Consider the following 17,244-nt stretch of genomic DNA (forward strand, 5'->3'; position numbering starts at 1 on the left):
ACTGCGACGCCTTACAGTCGAGAGCAAGACAGACCTGAGTGGGCCGGAGTCGATCGGTTACCACTTCTCATGGGCGGGTCGCCGGTTCGAGTCCGGCCGCCGGGTGAGAGCCCGACGTAGCTCAGATGGCAGAGCAGCTAAACGCCGGTCGACGCACCACGTCCGCTCAGGCCTGTCTTTTCCATGCCCGAAAACGTCAGGAGAGAAAGGACATGTCCACAGACCCGCTGGCTCTGATCAGCACTCGGGAGACACGACAGGACGAGCACGCCGACCCGCGGCAGCAGAAGAACCGCGCCGGTGGGTACACCTTCGTCCAGGACGACCTCGCCCGGCTGCACCGGTTCCTCACGCTCGGGACGACCGGAGGCACCTACTACGCCTCCGAACGCGAACTGACGAGGGAGAACGCCGGACTGGTCCTGGAGCTCGCGACGAAGCGCTCGGCCGAGGTCGTGGCCGCCGTACTGGACATCTCCCTCGCCGGTCGCGCACCGAAGCAGGACCCGGCGCTGTTCGCACTCGCGGCCGCGGCGAAGCTCGGTGACGACGACGGACGTCGCGCCGCGCTGGCCGCCGTACCGCTGGTGGCGCGGACCGGCACGCACCTGTTCCGCCTCGCCGGTTACCTGGAGCAGTTCGGTGGCTGGGGCCGTGGCACGCGACGAGCGATCGGCAACTGGTACGTCGACCCGGATCGCACCGTGGACTCGGTCGCGTTCCAGGTGCTCAAGTACCGTCAGCGCAACGGCTGGTCGCACGCGGACCTGCTCCGCCTGTCGCACCCGAAGACGACAGAGCCGGTACGTCGGGAGCTGTTCGACTGGATCCACGGTCGGCCGGCGGATCTGTCGGGACTGCCACTGCTGACCGCCTTCGAGCGGCTCCAGGCCGCGACCGACGTCACCGAGGTGGCCGACGTCATCGCCCTCAACCGTGGACTGTCGTGGGAGATGATCCCGGACCGGTTCCTGAACGAGCCGCGGGTCTGGGAGGCCCTGCTCGCGAACGGACTCCCGCAGACCGCACTGCTCCGGCAGCTCCCCCGCCTCACCCGGCTGGGACTGCTCGAGCCGCTCGGTTCGTGGGCGCGGGTCGTCGCGGACCAGCTCGCGGACGCGACCCGGCTGCGGAAGGCACGGGTGCACCCGGTCAACGTACTCGTTGCCCAGCGCACCTATTCGTCCGGGCACGGTGTCCGCGGCGGTGGGCAGTGGACGCCGTCACAGCCGATCGTCGACGCGCTCGACGCCGCGTTCTACCTCGCGTACGACGCGGTCGAGCCGACCGGCAAGCGGATGCTGCTCTCCCTCGACGTGTCGGGGTCGATGGCGGCGCAGGTGTCGGGGCTGCCGATCAGTTGCCGCGAGGCGTCGGCCGCGCTGGCTCTCGTCACGGCCGCGACCGAGTCGTCGTACGAGATCGTCGGCTTCACCAGCAAGGGCGACTACCGGAAGACCGCGCTGACGTCGCTGCCGATCTCACCGCGGCTGCGGCTCGAGACGGCGATCCGGGCGGTGTCGCGCCTGCCGTTCGGCGGGACGGACTGCTCGCTGCCGATGCAGTACGCGCTGCAGCGGAAGCTCGCGATCGACACGTTCGTGATCTACACCGACAACGAGACCTGGCACGGGCAGATCCACCCGCACCAGGCCCTGCAGCAGTACCGGCAGCGGATGGGGATCGACGCTCGCCTGGTCGTGGTCGCGATGACCGCGAACGGCAGCACGATCGCCGACCCGTCCGATCCGGGCATGCTCGACGTCTCCGGGTTCGACAGCGCGGTCCCGGGTCTGATCGGCGACTTCGCCCGCGGTACCTGATGTAGCTAGTGACAGTGCTCCTCGGCCGGCGGCCCTGGGATGCGGCCCGCGGGCTTCTCCCAGGGCTCCTGCCGGCCGAGGGCGGTGCGGTCGAGGGCCGTGACGGTGAAGGTCATCGAGTCCGGCCCGCGACCGTACGTCGAGTACGTATGGAAGACGTCCGTCCCGACGCGAAGGAAGCAGCTCAGACCGTGCAGGTCGAACGGCTGCTGCCCCTGGGTGTGGCCGTTGTTCGGCAGCACGTCCCACTCGGCCTTCGAGCGGTAGTTGTACTCGAACGGCTGCACCGACTCGTCGAGTGTCACGTGGTAGTCGTAGTTGAAGTCGTTCCCGTGCGACGAGTACCACGGGTAGCTCCACCCCCGCTCCGTCCGGTACGCCGCGAGCTTGTCGTACGGCGCCCGCGAGACCATCGCGAACGTGGTGTTCACCCCGTGCATCGCGTCCACCGACCCGATCTCGTCGACGAACCCGGTGCAGTTCGGGCAGCCCGCCTCCCACTCGGGCTGGAACATGAAGTGGTACACGACCAACTGGTCACGCCCCTCGAAAAGCTCCAGCAGACTGGCCGATCCGTCCGCGCGGTCAGGGCCGGCGAACACGTACGGTTTGTCCACCAGCACCATCGGCAGTTCCCGACGGCGCGTGTTGAGCGCGTCGTACTGCTTCGTGAACGCCTTCTCCTCCGCCAGCAACGCCCGGCGGGCCTCCAGCCACTCGTCCCGGGACACGACGTCCGGCAAGTTCATCGCTACTCCTCTGTCAACGGCGATCGGCACCGATCAGCAGGGACGTCGGAGCCGGTACCCACAATTCGACATCAGGCTCAGATATCCGAGTGCAGGCGGCCGTGAAGGTGCCAGTCGTGCCAGCCGTCGGCGTGCTTGATCGCCCCCCGCAGCGTTCCTTCGAGCCGGTATCCGGTCCGCTCGGCGACCCGGCAGGACGCGGTGTTGGCCGTGGAGTGGTGGATGCTCAGCCGGTTGAACCCGATCAGTCCGAAGGCCCAGGCCGACAATGCATCCACGGACCGCGCGGCAACTGCCTTACCGCGAGCCTCAGGCACCACCCAGTAGGACAACCCAGCTGATCCCTCGGCGAGCGACACGTCACGCAGTCCGACCTGACCGAGCGGCTGGTCGTACTCGTCGACGACAGCCCAACTCGCGGCGGTCTCGGCGTCCCAGCGATCGACCCACTGCCGGACCCACTCACCCGCCTCGTCGAGCGTGTCGAGCCGCCGAACGTGCCAGCGCTGGATGTCAGCACCGGCGAACGCCCCTTGCACCATCACGGCATCGCTCCCCCGCCAAGGCCGCAGTACCAATCCGTCGGCGGTCGCCAGACGCGGCTGCGAGGCGTCCCGCAGTGTTCCCTCGGGTAAGGCCGGATCCACGAGCAGAGGCATGCGCAGATGCTAGGCGCCTGTGGGTCGGAACGGGATTCGACCCAGTGAAGGTGCGAAACTTGAAGGTATGCGGAGACGGGTGCGTACCGGGATCGTGATCCTGCTCCTGGTCGTCCTGCTCGGCGGCGCCGGGTACGTCGGCTGGGTGCTGGTGCAACGATCCGAACCGGTCTCGCTGCCGGAGCCGACCGGAAACTTCCAGGTCGGCCGCCGCACGTTCGAGTGGACGGACACCCCGCGCCGCGACCCGTACTCCAACGGCCCGCGCCGACTCGCGGTCTGGCTCTGGTACCCGGTCGCGAAGGACACCACCGGCCGGCACGCCGAGTACGCGCCGGGCCTGTGGAGCGGCCTGCACCTCAAGTCCCCGGTCTCGGTGTTCCAGGGCCCGTTCGACACCCTGCAGGACCGCGCCCTCGACCGCGTCGCCGTTGCCCCCGGCCGCTTCCCGGTCGTCGTACTGATGCCCGGCATGGGCCTGTCCGCCCCGATGTACGCCGCCCTCGCGGAGGATCTCGCCAGTCACGGCTACCTGGTCGCCGGCGTCACGCCGACGTACAGCGCGAACCTCACGGTGCTCGGCGGGCAGGTCGTGGACAGCAAGCCGGAGGCCAACCCGCCGAACCTCGGCGACAGCACCGAGAGCTCGCAGCAGGTCGGCGATCACCTCGTCTCGGTCTGGGCCGCGGACGCGCGGTTCGCCGCCGGCATGGTCGCGAAGCAACTCCCGAACTCGGTCGAGGGCGGCGTTGGACCGTCGTACGTCGGCCACTCGTTCGGCGGCGCGGCCTCGCTCGAGGCCTGCCGGCTCGACCAGCGGTGCGCGGCGGCGGTCGACCTGGACGGCAGCCAGTTCGGCGACGTGGTGACGAAGGGCGTGAAGGCGCCGATCATGCTGCTCGGGGCCGACGACTCCTGCATCACCAGCGTTTGCGGCCCGGACGCCAAGAACGACACGGACCGGAACCGCGCGCTCTCGTTGCTCAAGGCGAGCAGCGGCGCCTCGTGGTGCGCGACGATCCCGGGCAGCCGGCACTTCAACTTCACCGACTACGGCGTCTACTACCTCGCGTATCCGCTGCGCAGGTTCCTGCCGCTCGGCAGCGTCGGCCCCCGGCACGCATTGACCGTCCAGAACGGCTACGTCACCACGTTCCTCTCGCACGCGATCTACAAGACAGCGACGCCGGGCGCGCCCGCCTGCAAGTCCTAGAGATCCAGTTCGTAGGTCTGCCCCACGAGTTCATCGCCCCACATGTCGTGGGTCTCGGTCGCCGTGAGCCGGAAGCCGCGTGACAGGTAGATGTGCCTGGCCGCGACCAGCGGATCGTTCGTCCACAACACCATCCGCTTGTAACCGGCGCTCCGCGCGAACTCCAGGCAGGTGTCCACCAGCTCCGCGCCGAGCTTCAGGCCGCGCGCCGCGGGTGTCACCAGCAACAACCGCAACTGCGCGGTCGTCTCGTCCGGCCCGCGCACGCAGAAGATGCTGCCGGCCCGTTCACCGTCCACCTCCGCGATCCACGCGGCCTCGCGCGCGTCGTCATGGTCGGACGCGAACTCCGCCACGATCCGCGCGATCAACGTCTCGTACGCCGCCGCCCACCCGTACTCCGCGGCGTAGATCTCCGCGTGCGACTGGATCACCCAGCCGAGGTCTCCGGGCCGGCCCAGCTTCCTGATCAGTTTCGTCATCCATCCACCCGATCTACTGACACGACTGTTTCAGTAAGAGATACTAGCCCGGTGCCGACCACGAAGGAAGCTCCGTCCGCCCGCGAACAGGAACTGCTCGAGCGCGCGTACGCCTACTCGCTCACCCACGGGCTGGCCGACCTGTCGCTGCGCCCGCTGGCGACCGCGATCGGTTCCAGCCCTCGGGTGCTGCTGTTCCTGTTCGGCAGCAAGGACGGCCTGATCCGAGCCCTGCTCGCCCGCGCCCGCGCCGACGAGCTCGAACTGCTGCGCCGCACCGAGCAGCGGTACGACGAACCGCCCGGCCTGACCGTGATCGCGCGCGAACTGTGGACCTGGCTCGCCGCCCCGGAACGCCGGCCGCTGATGACGTTCTGGGTCGAGGCGTACGGGCGCTCGCTCGTCGCACCCGACGGGCCGTGGGCGGATTTCGCGCGGTCGACGGTCGACGACTGGCTCGAGCTGCTCAAGGCGAGTGAGCCGGAACAGCCCGAGACCCGGCGTACCGCGGTGCTGGCGATGCTCCGCGGCGCCCTGATCGACCTCCTCGCGACCGGCGACCTCGCCCGGACGACGGCCGCGGTCGAGGGGTACCTAGTGTCCTGAGTCGGAGGTTCGGCGAGAGATTTCGGTGGTCAGGTGCGTGCATCGCGGTGCGTGGTCAGTGGCCTCGATGCGGAGCATCGTGGGCGCTGGGCACGTGCCGTGAGGTGCGTGCCTGGGCGCCGAAAGCGCCGCCGAACATCCAACTCAGGACACTAACCGACTAGCTCGAAGGCCACCGTGCGCTTGGCGATGTCGGCGTCGACGAGTTTCACGCGGACCTGCTGGCCTAGCGGAAGCGACGTACCGGTGACGCGGCCTTCGATCGCGACCGTGGTCAGCGCGACGATGCCGCGACCGTTGTCCTTCTCGTCGACGTCGGTGATCACGCCGTCGAACTCGGCGCCGATCTGATCGGCGACCAGCCCGGCCTCCACCATGCTGACGATCGACCGCTCGTAGGCGTGCGCGCGCCGGTCCGCGTCGTCCATGATCTTCGGGATCTCGTCCATCGACTCGCGCACCCAGGCCGGCACCTCGGCACCCGCCGACAGCGCGACGCAGATCTCACCGGTCCACCGGTCGACGAGCCGCCGCAGCGGCGCCGTGACATGGGCGTACTCCGCCTTCATCGCGGCATGCAGCGGCTGCTCCGGCACGCTCCCGTCGAAGGCCGTGTACCCGGCCCCGCGGAACAGCACCGTGCAGGCCGCGAGCATCGCCGCGTGCGCCGGCACCTTCGGGTCCAGCCCGTGGATGAACTCGGCGTACGTCGTCTCCGCGGGCCAATCGAGCCCGAGCGCCTTGGCGGTGTTGCCGAGCTTGCGGCGCAGGTCGTCGTGGGACTCCGGCAGCGTCCGCAGGATGCCGATCTTGCCCTTCGTCATCAGCTGCGCGGCCGCCATCCCGGTGAGCAGCGAGATCTGCGCGTTCCAGCCCTCGACCGGCAGCGGCGCGCGGAACTCCAGACCCCAGCCGTGATTGGAGGTGACGACCTCCTGGTCCGGGATCGGCAGGTTCACGCCGCCGCGGGCCAGTTCGCGCTGCTCGCGGAGCTTGCCGACCTCACGCAACAGTTGCAGCGACTCCGACGCCGTACCCGCGTCCAGGTCCTTCTGCACGCCGGCGTAGTTGAGCTTGGCCCGCGACTTCACCAGCGCGCGCTCGCAGGTGACGCCCGTTCCGTCGCCAGTGGCATCGACGGTGATTGTCCACAGCAACGCGGGACTGACCTGGTCGGGCAGCAGCGACGCCGCGCCCTCGGACAGCTCCGGCGGGTGCAGCGGGGTCCGCTTGTCCGGCGCGTAGAGCGTCTCGCCGCGGCGCCGGGCCTCAGCGTCGATCGGGTCGCCGGGCTGCACAAACGCGGCGACGTCGGCGATCGCGTAGTACACCGTGAAGCCGTCGCTGCTGCGTTCGATGTGCAATGCCTGGTCGAGGTCCATCGAGTCCGGCGGGTCGATCGTGACGAACTCGATGTCGGTCCGGTCCAGCTCCGGCAGCCGAGCATTCGCCGCCGCGGCCACCGCTGCGGCAGTCACCTCGGGCGGGAACTCCGCCGGCACCTCCTGCTCCCGGCGAATGTCCTGCAACGACGCCCGGAACACCTCCGGCACAGCTTCAGCGAAGTAGACCCTCTGCAGCGGCATGGGCTCAGAGTAGCGGGGGCTCCACATTGAATGAGCGCAAGGACGCCAGGCCGTCGGCGTACCAGTGGGCTTCGGTGATCGTCGCCGGGCGGAGTTCCATTCGGAAGATGGAGGCCATCGGGGCCTGTAGCACCGATCGGACCATCAGCTTGATCGGTGTCACGTGGGTGACCACGACGACCGTTTTGCCCGGGTACCGGGTCAGCAGACCGTCGCGTGCCGAGCGGGCCCGCCGCGCGCAGGTGTCGAACGACTCGCCACCGGGCGGCGCGACCGTCGTCGACTCCAGCCACGCGTTCAGCGCGTCCGGCCACTTCTCCTGGACCTCGGCGAACGTGTGCCCGTCCCAGTCGCCGAACGAGCACTCGACCCACCCGTCGTCGACCGCGACGTTCAGCCCGAGCTCCTCGCCGACCACGTCCGCGGTCTCGCGCGCCCGCCGCATCGGCGACGTCACCACCGCGTCGATCCCACCGAGCCGAGCCAGGTACGCCGCCGCGGCCGCCGCCTGCGCGCGACCGTTCTCGCTCAGCGCCGGATCGTCACCACCGGAACCGGAGAACCGCTTCTCCGCCGTGTGCGGGGTCTCGCCGTGCCGCAAGAAGATGAGGTGCGTCGGCGGCTCCGCCTCCGCGCCCCAACCACGCATCGCCTTCTGCTGATCGGTCGGTTGCGCGGCCGGCTTGGCCGCTGCCACCGGAGCCTCGGCCGGCTGCAACGGGATCGGTACGCCGTCGAGCGCGTTGTTCGCGAGCGCATCCGCCGCAGCGTTCTTCGCCCGCGGCACCCACGTCCACTCGGTCCCGAACGGCGCCAGGCTCTGCGCCTTGATCGCCAGCGGTTTCAGGTCCTGGTGCTTGATCTTCCACCGGCCGGCCATCTGCTCGATGACCAGCTTCGAGTCCATCCGGACCTCGATCGACGCATTCGGCGTGTACTCCGCGGCGAGCTCGAGACCCGCGATCAGGCCGGAGTACTCCGCGACGTTGTTGGTCGCGATCCCGATCGTCTTGCCCTGCTGAACGATCACCTTGCCGGACACGGGGTCGCGAACGAGTGCGCCGTACGACGCCGGTCCCGGGTTCCCGCGCGATCCACCGTCAGCCTCGACGATGACGTGCGAATAACTCATGCCACGCTCTCCGACGTCCGCACGAGAATGCGGCCGCACTCCTCACAGCGCAGTACGGCGTCCGGCGGGGCGGCCTTGATCGCGTTGATGTCCGACGGCGCAAGCTCCATCCGGCAACCCATGCAGCGCTTGCCGACCAGCGCCGCGGCGCCGATCCCGCCGTTGTGCTCACGGAGCCGCTGGTACTGCGCGATCAGCGCCGTCGGCAGCTCGGCGGCCACCGCGGTGCGCTTCTCGCCGACCTCGGCGCGCTGGTCGTCGAGCTCCTTGAGCGCGGCATCCCGCGTGGTCTCGAGCTCGGACTGCCGGCCGGTGAACGTCACGGATCGGCCGCGCAGATCGGTCTGCACCACCTCGGCGGCCTCGAGCTTCTCCATCACCTCGAGCTCGGCGTCCTCCAGGTCGGAGATCCGCCGGTCCAGGGAACCGATCTCGTGCTGCAGGTTCTCCAGGTCGCGCGGCGAGGTGACCTGACCCGAGTCGAGCCGCTGCTGGTTGCGGGCCCGGCGCTGCCGGACCTGCTCGACGTCACTGTCGGCCTTCTTCTGCTCACGCTGCAGATCGCTGACCTCGGTGTCGGCGGTGACCAGCTCACGGTCGACCACGGACTTCTCGGCGGCCAGGTCCTTGAGCGCCTGGTGCTCGGGCAGCGACGCGCGCTTGTGCGCGACCACATCCAGCTGCAGGTCAAGATCCTGCAGGTCCAGCAACCGGCGTTGGACGGCGGGCTCGGCGTTCAGAGTCGGCTCCTTAGATCGTGTCGGCGCGCTCAGATCCGCAGGGTCCATGCGTCCGTGCAGAGCGTTGAGATGTGAGTGTCCACGGTACTGCCTCGCTCCGCCAGTCCGTTGCGCAGGAGGCGGTCCGCGTCCGCGAGCCAGGGCCACTCACTGGCCCAGTGCGCGACGTCGACCAGCGCGGGATCGCCGTACGCGCGGGCCTCGGTCGCGGGGTGGTGCCGCAGGTCCGCGGTCAGGTAGGCGTCGACGCCGGCCGCGCGGACCCGGTCGAACTCGGAATCGCCCGCTCCCCCGACCACCGCGACGGTCTCGATCATCCGGCCCAGGTCGCCGGAGACGCGAACCCCGTGCTCGGTCCGCGGCAGACTCTCCGCGACCAGCCGCGCGAAGTCGGCCAACGGCAACGGCTCCGCGAGCACGCCGACCCGCCCGCCACCACGTTCGCTCGGGAGTTGCACCAGCTCGTAGACGTCGTACGCGGGCTCCTCGTAGGAGTGCGTGGCGATCAGCGCCTCGAGGACCGCGCGGCGTTTGCGGCGCGGCAGGATCATCTCGATCCGGTTCTCCGGGACGACCTCGATGTCGCCTACGCTGCCGATCGTCGGGTTCGCGCCGTCGAGCGGACGGAAGGTGCCCTCGCCGGCCCCGCTCCATGCGGCCCGTTCGTAGTCGCCGATCCGGCCGGCACCGGCCTTCGCCAGTGCGTCGAGCATCGCCTGCGTCTCCGCGACCGGGACGAACACGACGACCTTGTCCATCGGCTCGTCCGGCATCGCCTTCAACGGGCGCGTGTCCCGCAGTCCGATGGCGGCGGCGAGCGCGTCACTCACGCCAGGGTTCGCGTTGTCGGCGTTCGTGTGGCAGACGTGCAGCGCGACGTTGTGGCGGATCAGGTCGTGAATGACCCGGCCCTTCGGTGTCGTCGCGGCGACACTGTTCACCCCGCGCAGCAACAGCGGGTGGTGCGTGACGAGCAGATCGAACTCACCGTCGATCGCTTCGTCGATCACTTCGCGCATCGGGTCCACCGCGAACAGGACCCGCCGTACCTCCTGGTCCGGGTCGCCGGTCACCAGACCGACCGCGTCCCAGGACTCCGCCCATGCGGGGTTGTAGAGCCGGTCGAGTACTGCGAGCACATCCGCGAGCGTCGTCACGGGCCTATCCTGACAGTTCCCTGCAGGTGTCATGGATCGTGACGGGTCTCATGGATTGTGACGGGGGCAACCGCCCGGTGCCCCCGCCACAACCATGTCCGCCGGATCGGATGCCGACGTGGTGGTGCGACCGCCCCGCCGCATCCACCACAGCACCCGCTCCGGCGGGATCGCCCCGGCCACAGGGGGAGGGCCGTCTCGGGACGGCTTGACCGGAGCGAGTCTGGAAGGGCCTGGCTCGTGTCTAGATCAGCCAGGCCGTCGTGTCGCTCGGGAGCTTGTCGCCCTCGAGCGGGCCGCTGGACAGCACGACCGCGGCATCGGGCAGCTCAATCGGAGCCGCACCGAAGTTCGTCACGCACTGCCAGCCGCCGGAGCGGACGAAGTGCAGGACATCCTCGGTGGTGTCGACCCAGGTGAGCGAGCTACCGGTGCGCAGCCCCCGCCGTACGGCGAGCGCCTTGCGGTACAGGCTCAGCGTCGACTCCACGTCGTCCTGCTGCGCCTCGACCGAGTACGCGCCGAACCACTTCGGCTGCAGCAGGTGCGAACCGCCCGTACCGAAGCCGAACGACAGCCCGCCCACGGTCCACGGCAGCGGCACCCGGCAGCCGTCGCGGCCCTTCTCGGCACCCTTCGACCGGAAGTACGCCGGGTCCTGCAGATTCGCGGCCGGCAGCTCGCCGACCTCCTGCAGACCGAGCTCCTCACCCTGGTACAGGTACGCCGACCCGGGCAGCGCGAGCATCAGCAGCGTCGCGGCGCGGGCCCGGCGCAGGCCGAGCGCGACGTCGACGGTCGGCTCGGTGCCGTTGCTGAGCAGCCAGTCCTTACCGTCCTGCCAGCCGCCCTTCGGGTTCTTCGGCAGGCCGTACCGCGTGGCATGCCGGACCACGTCGTGGTTCGAGAACACCCAGGTCGACGAGGAGCCGTTCTCCGCGGCCAGCGCGAGGTTCTCCTCGATCACCTTGCGGAACTTCTCGTACTCGAAGTCGGCCTGCAGCAGGTCGAAGTTGAACGCCTGCCCGAGCCCGTCGGCACTCGCGTACCGCGCCCGGCGCGCGGCCGGCACGAACGCCTCGGCGACCGCGGACCGCGGCGGGTCGTAGGTGTTCAGCAGCGTGCGCCAGTCCTTGTAGATCTCGTGGACGCCGTCCTGGTCCCAGAGCGGGTGCTTCCCGTTGGACTCCGACTGCCGCGGCAGCGTGGTCTTCGACGGGAACGGCTCGGACAGGTCCTTCACGAGCGCGTGCGCCACGTCGACGCGGAAGCCGTCGACGCCGCGGTCGGACCAGAACTTCAGCGTCTCCAGGAAGTCCTCGCGGACCTCCGGGTGCTGCCAGTTCAGGTCGGGCTGCTCGGCCGCGAACAGGTGCAGGTACCACTGGCCGTCGTCGGTCTGCGCCCACGCGGACCCACCGAACACCGAGTCCCAGTCGGACGGCGGCTGGTCGGGCGCACCGTCGGGACCGTCGCGGAAGATGTAGCGGTCCCGAGCCGGGTGCCCCTTGGCGGCCTCCAGCGCCTCGACGAACCATTCGTGCCGGTTCGAGGTGTGGTTCGGGACGATGTCGACGATCAGCTTGATGCCCTCGGTGTGCAGCGACGCGACCAGCTGGTCGAAGTCCTCGAGGGTGCCGAGCCGGGGATCGACGTTCCGGTAGTCGTCGACGTCGTACCCGCCGTCGGCCAGCGCGGAGGGGTAGAACGGGCTCAGCCAGACCGCGTCGATGCCCAGCGCCACCAGGTACGGGACTCGATCGATGATGCCGGCCAGGTCGCCGACGCCGTCGCCGTTGGCATCGGCGAAGCTGCGCGGATAGATCTGGTAGACGACGGCCTGCCGCCACCAGTCGGGATCGGTCGTCTGCGGGGTCGTCACGATCGCCTCACTGTGAGTCTGGTTGGTACCCGGAGTTTATATATAGGCTCTAAATTTAGAATCTGCATGTATTCTGCGGTGGGTACGACGACGAGGTCAAGGGGCTTTCATGGCGAAACCACCGACTACCCCGCCCACGGCCACGCCGACGATGCTGCGCCGGGTGAACGCGGGCAAGGTACTCGGCGTGCTCAACCGCGCACGGGTGATGACAGGAACCGGCCTGATCGAGGCCACCGGCCTCACCCGGGCGACCGTGCACGCGGTCTGCAACGACCTGATCTCGATGGGCTGGGTGGTCGAGCTCGACCCCGGCCGGACGTCGGTCGGCCGCCCGTCGCGACGGTTCGAGTTCAACGGCCACGCGGGGTACGTGCTCGGCATCGACATCGGGGCGGCCAAGACGACGGTGCTGGTCTCCGACCTGCGCGGCGAGACGGTCGCCAAGGCCGGCCGGTCGGCGGCCGAGGTGAAGACCCCCGGCGACCGGACCGCGATCGTGCACGAGACGGTGGTCGAGGCCCTGGCGTCCGCGGGGGTGTCGGACGCGCAGATCCTCGCTGCCGGTGCCGGAGTCGCCGCTCCGGTCGACCGGGAGGGCAACATCCTGGTCGACGACGAGTTCTGGCGGCGCTTCGACGCGGGCCTCTCCCAGCGGCTGACCGACCTGCACGGCTGGCCGGTACTGCTGGAGAACGACGCCAACCTGGCCGCCCTCGGCGAGCACTGGCGGGGTGAGGCGCGCAACGTCGACGACCTCGTCGTACTGCTGGCCGGTGAGCGCTTCGGATCGGGCCTGATGGACTCCGGCCGGTTGCTGCACGGCAGCCGCGGCGGCGCCGGCGAGATGGTGTTCCTGAAACTCGTCGAGGGCGTTGGCGACACCCACGGCATCGCCCGCATCGCTCGTGAGAACGGCACGGCGGCCGTCGCCGACCCGGCCGTGGAGACGTCCTTGCGGAAGGTCGCGACGGACGGAGCGGTGACCGCCGAGCAGGTGTTCAACGCGGCCGGCGAGGGTGACGAAGTCGCCCGGGACATCCTTCAGGACATCACCTGCCGGACCGCCCGCGTGGTCGCGACGCTCGGCATCCTGTTCAACCCGGAGCTGGTGGTGCTCGGCGGCGCGGTCGCCGAGGGCGCCGCCGCGCTCCTCCCCGACCTCGAGCAACAGCTGGCCGGCTACACCACAACCCCGCCACGCGTCGCCGTGTCGTCACTAGGCGACGCGATCGTGTCGGTCGGCGCGGTCCGGCACGCCCTCAACTACGTCGAGCAACACGCCCTCGACCTGGAGCTCGGCTGCCGCCTGAGCTGACACGCGGACGCCCAGGCCATCACAATCGCCTCAGGCCGCAGGGTGTCGCGCTGGAACGCGACCCTCGCGGCCGATTGTGATGGCCTGGCGGTCCGCCGCTAGCGGGTCAGCTCTTTCGCAATCGTCTCGAGCACGACGACGTTGCGGCCCGAGGTCGTGGCGGACGGGATGCCTTCGGGGACGAGGGCCTGGTCCTCGGGGATCCCGGTACAGAGCACGAAGACGTCGTCGGGGTGGACCTTGACGAGGTGCGTGAGGGCTTCGCGCATCCACGGCGTACGGATGGCGTCCTGGATCGCGACTACCAACGGTCGGCCCTGCGCTGCCTGAGCGGCCTGGGCGATCGCGTCGTTCTGCGGTTCGCCCGACTGGGTGAGGTGGTGTTCGCCGCGCAGTACGACGCCGTCCGCGCCCGGGGCGACGCGGGTGAAGATCTCCGGGAGGCCGGAGAAGTACGGGTTCCACGCCGGGTGCAGGCCCTGCGTCAGGTCGATGACGTACGGCGTGGCGCCGAGCGCGGGGAACGACTGCCGCGCCACCACGCGGGCGGCGACCTCACGGATCGGCGCGCCGTCGAGACCCGGCTGACGGCTGCGCCGGCCGAGACTCGCCGCGAGCGCACGGACCCGGGCAGCGGCGTCGGCGACGCGCTCGGCGGGGAGCGTCCCGGTGCGGACCGCGTCGACCACCCGGGCGGTCAGCGCCTGCGGGTCCGCCGTACCGACCGCAATCATCGCGAGGTCGGCACCCGCTCCGATCGACGCGACCGCGGCGTCCTCGATCGAGCGGTGCCTGGTGATCGCCTGCATCTCGAGCGCGTCGGTGGTGATCACGCCGCCGAAGCCGAGCTCCTCGCGGAGCAGTCCGGTCAGTACCCGGTGCGACAGCGTGGCCGGCTGGTCGTCGTACGCCGAGAACACGATGTGCGCGCTCATCACGACGTCCGCGCCCGCCGCGATCGTCGCCCGGAACGGGGCCAGCTCGACATCCCTGACCTCCTCGATCGAACGGTCGACCCGCGGCAGGTCGGTGTGCGAGTCGACGGCGACGTCGCCGTGGCCAGGGAAGTGCTTCGGGCAGGCCGCGATCCCGGCGTCGTGTACGCCCTTGATGAACGCGACGCCGTGGCGCGAGACGACGTCCGCCGTCCGGCCGAAGGAGCGGGTCGAGATGATCGGGTTGCCGGGGTTGCTGTTCACGTCGACCGACGGGGCGAGCATCAGGTCGATGCCGAGCGCACCGAGCGTGGCGGCCGCGTCGCGCGCCGCCGCCCGGGTCAGCTCCACGTCGTCCAGGTCGCCGAGCAGCCGCGGTGAGGCGAGCGGCCACGGGTTGGCCGGCGCCAGGTGGCTGAACTCGCCGCCCTCGTGGTCGATCGCGACGATCAGGTCCGGCCGCTCGGCCCGCAGGGTCGCGGTCAGGGCCTCGACCTGGTCAGCGTCCGCCACGTTCCGGGTGAACAGGATGACGGCGCCGAGACCGCCGGCGACGGCCCGCCGCAGGTCGTCCGGTGCGGTGGTCCCGGTGAAGCCGACCACCAGGGAGCCGGCCGCGTCACGATCCAGTTGATCACTCATCCCCCAAGCCTCTCGCGACCCCGGGTTCGTGCGCCACCCGTGACGGCCCTCACGGACAGCTAATAATTAGCCGCCTCATACGGCCTTGAGGGGTATCGTTGTCAAGGGCTGTCATGGCAGTTAACTGCCGTCTTCCTGCGGGTTTGCCCGGATTACTTTGGATGACCCCTGTCTGTTCTGGCCGACTACGGATAACGTTGTCTCCCGACCTTGACCGCCCTGACGGGGGGATGATGAGCGACGACGCAACGACCGCGCGGGAAACCGTGCTGGGAATCGACATCGGCGGCACGAAGATGGCCGCCGCTCTGGTGTCTGCCGACGGCACGATTCTCACCGGTGACCGGATCCGCACCCCACCCGGCGGCGCCGACCAGGTGTTCGCCGCGCTCGGTGAGCTGATCACCCGCGTCCGCGGCGACGCCACTCCCCTCGCCGTCGGGATCGGCTCCGCCGGTCCGCTCGACCAGCAGCACGGCCTGGTGTCACCGGTGAACATCGTCGGCTGGCGCAACTTCCCGCTGATCGACCGGGTCCGCGAACTGACCGGCGACGTACCGGTGGCGCTCGGGCTCGACGGGCACTGTTTCGCGCTCGGTGAGTACTGGAGCGGCGCCGGGCGGGACGCGAAGACCCTCCTCGGGATCGTGGTGTCGACCGGCGTCGGCGGCGGTCTGGTGGTCGACGGCAGGCCGTTGATCGGGCAGTCCGGCAACGCCGCGCACATCGGTCACGTCGTGGTCGACCAGGACGGCGAGGCGTGCGCCTGCGGGTCGTACGGCTGTGTCGAGGCGTACGCGAGCGGCCCGCGGATGGTCGCCCGCGCGCAGCGCAACGGCTGGCGGGCGGACGAGGACGTGGACGCCGAAGTGCTGGCGGCGGACGCGGCGGCCGGGGACGAGCTCGCCCTGGCGGCGTTCGACGACGGCGCGCAGGCGCTGGCCGCCGGGATCGTCGCTACCGCGGTGACCGTCGACCTGACGACGGTCGTGATCGGCGGCGGTGTTGCGAAGGCCGGGCCGGTGCTCTTCGACCCGGTGCAGGCGTGGGTCAAGCGGCTGGCGCAGCTGCCGTTCGTGACCGAGCTGACCGTGGAACCCGCGCAGCTGGACAACGCCGGCCTGCTCGGCGCCGCCCACCAGGCCTGGGCCGCCCTCGCCTGAGCTCGACTCTTCAGACCCTCGGGCAGGCCTGTTCAGATCCTTGGACAGGCCTGCCTGATCTTTTGCCTGGTCTTGTGGCAGGGAAAGCGCACTCTCGCGCATCTTTGCTCAATTTTTACGAATCTCAGGAATCTGTGTAACGACTGCCGCATTCCACGCGATGCAACGGATGGATGGGGTGGGGGCACCGTCATCCCCGACCGGTCGAGGGGGGCTCGGAACGGTCGGCAATGGTTGATCGGAGGGGGCTTCGGATCAACCGGCACACGTGAGCGGCGGGCGAGGGCACTCTCCCGCCGCAATCGTGTGAACCCGCAGGTCCGCACCAGGCAGGAACCAGAACACATCCGGCGCCGTCCGATCGACTCGGCAGCGTTCGATCTCTCGGAGGGATGGGATCGAGCGAGCTCTGCATCGTGGACGGCGGAGGTGGTCGCAGGGGGGCTGCTACCGGCGTGATCCCCGCCCACGGTGCAGATCGGATGATCTGGGCCCGGACCCTGCCCAGCCGGTCAAGGCCTGAGCCACTCCGGCTCGGGCAGCCGGGCACGATCGAGCCGGCCGTTGTCGTCGAGCGGGAGTTCCTCGATCGGGATCAGGTCCGCCGGCACCAGGTAGATCGGCAGTTCCTTGCCCAGGTCGAGCATCAGCCGCGCCAGTACGGCGGGATCGCTGTCCTCCAGAACGACGTACCCGATCAGGCAGGTGTCACCGGCCGGGTCAGAGCAGGCCACCACGACCGCGTCGACCACACCGGCCTGGTCCGCGAGCACGTGCTCGGTCTCGCCGGGCTCCACCCGGTGACCGCGAATCTTCACCTGGTCGTCCGCGCGGCCGAGGTACTCCAAGGTGCCATCGGCGCGCCAGCGACCGAGGTCCCGGCTGCGGTACAGCCGTGCGCCCGGGTGTCCCGGGTCCGCGACGAACGCGTGCTCGGTCTCGTCCGGCCGCCCGATGTAACCCTGCGCAACGGCGGCACCACCGAGGTGGATCTCGCCGACTGCACCGATCGGAACCGGCCGCAGCGCGGCGTCCAGCAGCCGTACGACGACCCCGTCGAGGGGGGGCCCGGGGGGGGGGCGGGGGGGGGGCGGGGGGGGCGCGGGGGGGGGGGGGGGCGGGGGGGGGGCGGCGCCGCCCGCGGCCGGGGGAACACC

Annotated in this window: 15 protein-coding genes; 5 read left to right on the top strand and 10 right to left on the bottom strand. The window is 70.0% G+C overall.

The genetic code is table 11. The annotated features are described in order from the left end of the window. Nucleotides 1-212: 212 nt before the first annotated feature. The gene (locus tag ACWGID_RS18410; protein WP_452197977.1) at nt 213-1,823 is read left to right on the top strand and encodes a TROVE domain-containing protein; all 1,611 of its coding nucleotides are present in this window, start codon (nt 213-215) and stop codon (nt 1,821-1,823) included. A 5-nt stretch (nt 1,824-1,828) separates the two neighbouring features. On the opposite strand, the gene ACWGID_RS18415 is transcribed toward ACWGID_RS18410, so the two are convergent. Together ACWGID_RS18415 and ACWGID_RS18420 are read right to left on the bottom strand one after the other, a co-directional pair. Further along, complete coding sequence (locus ACWGID_RS18415) at nt 1,829-2,572, bottom strand: DUF899 domain-containing protein (protein WP_452197979.1); 744 nt, start codon at nt 2,570-2,572, stop codon at nt 1,829-1,831. Between the two features lie 77 nt (nt 2,573-2,649). After that, the gene (locus tag ACWGID_RS18420) at nt 2,650-3,231 is read right to left on the bottom strand and encodes a GNAT family N-acetyltransferase (RefSeq protein ID WP_452197981.1); all 582 of its coding nucleotides are present in this window, start codon (nt 3,229-3,231) and stop codon (nt 2,650-2,652) included. A 67-nt stretch (nt 3,232-3,298) separates the two neighbouring features. On the opposite strand from ACWGID_RS18420, the gene ACWGID_RS18425 reads away from it, so the two are divergent. After that, complete coding sequence (locus tag ACWGID_RS18425) at nt 3,299-4,444, top strand: alpha/beta hydrolase family protein (RefSeq protein ID WP_452197983.1); 1,146 nt, start codon at nt 3,299-3,301, stop codon at nt 4,442-4,444. Here ACWGID_RS18425 and ACWGID_RS18430 read toward each other — a convergent pair. After that, entirely contained in the window at nt 4,441-4,926 is a 486-nt protein-coding gene (locus ACWGID_RS18430) for a GNAT family N-acetyltransferase (RefSeq protein WP_452197985.1), read from the bottom strand. The two genes, ACWGID_RS18425 and ACWGID_RS18430, sit on opposite strands and share 4 nt — an antisense overlap. A 51-nt stretch (nt 4,927-4,977) precedes the next feature. Between ACWGID_RS18430 and ACWGID_RS18435 the strand changes: the two genes are divergently transcribed. After that, complete coding sequence (locus ACWGID_RS18435) at nt 4,978-5,532, top strand: TetR/AcrR family transcriptional regulator (RefSeq protein WP_452197987.1); 555 nt, start codon at nt 4,978-4,980, stop codon at nt 5,530-5,532. A 152-nt stretch (nt 5,533-5,684) separates the two neighbouring features. On the opposite strand, the gene ACWGID_RS18440 is transcribed toward ACWGID_RS18435, so the two are convergent. The 5 genes from ACWGID_RS18440 to ACWGID_RS18460 all read right to left on the bottom strand — a co-directional run bounded on the left by ACWGID_RS18440 (nt 5,685) and on the right by ACWGID_RS18460 (nt 12,029). Beyond that, nucleotides 5,685-7,118, bottom strand: a complete 1,434-nt coding sequence (locus tag ACWGID_RS18440; RefSeq protein WP_452197989.1) for an RNB domain-containing ribonuclease — start codon at nt 7,116-7,118, stop codon at nt 5,685-5,687. 4 nt (nt 7,119-7,122) lie between these two features. Beyond that, entirely contained in the window at nt 7,123-8,250 is a 1,128-nt protein-coding gene (locus ACWGID_RS18445; protein ID WP_452197990.1) for a bifunctional RNase H/acid phosphatase, read from the bottom strand. Then, the gene (locus ACWGID_RS18450) at nt 8,247-9,038 is read right to left on the bottom strand and encodes a zinc ribbon domain-containing protein (protein ID WP_452197992.1); all 792 of its coding nucleotides are present in this window, start codon (nt 9,036-9,038) and stop codon (nt 8,247-8,249) included. The genes ACWGID_RS18445 and ACWGID_RS18450 overlap by 4 nt, the downstream gene beginning before the upstream one ends. Further along, nucleotides 9,020-10,147, bottom strand: a complete 1,128-nt coding sequence (locus ACWGID_RS18455; RefSeq protein WP_452197994.1) for a Nif3-like dinuclear metal center hexameric protein — start codon at nt 10,145-10,147, stop codon at nt 9,020-9,022. Before ACWGID_RS18455 ends, ACWGID_RS18450 begins: the two co-directional genes overlap by 19 nt. A 244-nt stretch (nt 10,148-10,391) precedes the next feature. Beyond that, nucleotides 10,392-12,029 (bottom strand): glycoside hydrolase family 13 protein, encoded by a 1,638-nt coding sequence (locus ACWGID_RS18460; protein ID WP_452197996.1) that lies wholly within the window; start codon nt 12,027-12,029, stop codon nt 10,392-10,394. A gap of 109 nt (nt 12,030-12,138) precedes the next feature. Here ACWGID_RS18460 and ACWGID_RS18465 point away from each other — a divergent pair, with 109 nt between their 5' ends. Further along, nucleotides 12,139-13,347 (top strand): ROK family transcriptional regulator, encoded by a 1,209-nt coding sequence (locus ACWGID_RS18465; RefSeq protein ID WP_452197998.1) that lies wholly within the window; start codon nt 12,139-12,141, stop codon nt 13,345-13,347. Nucleotides 13,348-13,445: 98 nt separating this feature from the next. Here ACWGID_RS18465 and nagZ read toward each other — a convergent pair whose 3' ends face one another. Beyond that, nucleotides 13,446-14,924: a beta-N-acetylhexosaminidase gene (gene nagZ / locus ACWGID_RS18470; protein ID WP_452197999.1), complete on the bottom strand. Its 1,479-nt coding sequence runs from the start codon at nt 14,922-14,924 to the stop codon at nt 13,446-13,448. Nucleotides 14,925-15,157: 233 nt separating this feature from the next. Here nagZ and ACWGID_RS18475 point away from each other — a divergent pair, with 233 nt between their 5' ends. After that, on the top strand, nt 15,158-16,087 hold the full coding sequence (locus ACWGID_RS18475; protein ID WP_452198001.1) for an ROK family protein: 930 nt from the start codon (nt 15,158-15,160) through the stop codon (nt 16,085-16,087). A 512-nt stretch (nt 16,088-16,599) separates the two neighbouring features. On the opposite strand, the gene ACWGID_RS18480 is transcribed toward ACWGID_RS18475, so the two are convergent. Beyond that, nucleotides 16,600-16,935 carry an AMP-binding enzyme gene (locus tag ACWGID_RS18480; RefSeq protein ID WP_452198003.1) on the bottom strand — a complete coding sequence of 112 codons (336 nt, stop codon included), beginning with the start codon at nt 16,933-16,935 and terminating at the stop codon, nt 16,600-16,602. Between the last annotated feature and the right edge of the window lie 309 nt (nt 16,936-17,244).

Source organism: Kribbella sp. NPDC054772, assembly GCF_053611945.1.

What these genes read in the sequence shown, in the direction of transcription:
- ACWGID_RS18410 (WP_452197977.1), top strand. Translation starts at nt 213, where the DNA reads ATGTCCACAGACCCGCTGGCTCTGATCAGCACTCGGGAGACACGACAG.
- ACWGID_RS18415 (WP_452197979.1), bottom strand. Translation starts at nt 2,572, where the DNA reads ATGAACTTGCCGGACGTCGTGTCCCGGGACGAGTGGCTGGAGGCCCGC.
- ACWGID_RS18420 (WP_452197981.1), bottom strand. Translation starts at nt 3,231, where the DNA reads ATGCCTCTGCTCGTGGATCCGGCCTTACCCGAGGGAACACTGCGGGAC.
- ACWGID_RS18425 (WP_452197983.1), top strand. Translation starts at nt 3,299, where the DNA reads ATGCGGAGACGGGTGCGTACCGGGATCGTGATCCTGCTCCTGGTCGTC.
- ACWGID_RS18430 (WP_452197985.1), bottom strand. Translation starts at nt 4,926, where the DNA reads ATGACGAAACTGATCAGGAAGCTGGGCCGGCCCGGAGACCTCGGCTGG.
- ACWGID_RS18440 (WP_452197989.1), bottom strand. Translation starts at nt 7,118, where the DNA reads ATGCCGCTGCAGAGGGTCTACTTCGCTGAAGCTGTGCCGGAGGTGTTC.
- ACWGID_RS18445 (WP_452197990.1), bottom strand. Translation starts at nt 8,250, where the DNA reads ATGAGTTATTCGCACGTCATCGTCGAGGCTGACGGTGGATCGCGCGGG.
- ACWGID_RS18450 (WP_452197992.1), bottom strand. Translation starts at nt 9,038, where the DNA reads ATGGACCCTGCGGATCTGAGCGCGCCGACACGATCTAAGGAGCCGACT.
- ACWGID_RS18465 (WP_452197998.1), top strand. Translation starts at nt 12,139, where the DNA reads ATGGCGAAACCACCGACTACCCCGCCCACGGCCACGCCGACGATGCTG.
- nagZ (WP_452197999.1), bottom strand. Translation starts at nt 14,924, where the DNA reads ATGAGTGATCAACTGGATCGTGACGCGGCCGGCTCCCTGGTGGTCGGC.
- ACWGID_RS18475 (WP_452198001.1), top strand. Translation starts at nt 15,158, where the DNA reads ATGAGCGACGACGCAACGACCGCGCGGGAAACCGTGCTGGGAATCGAC.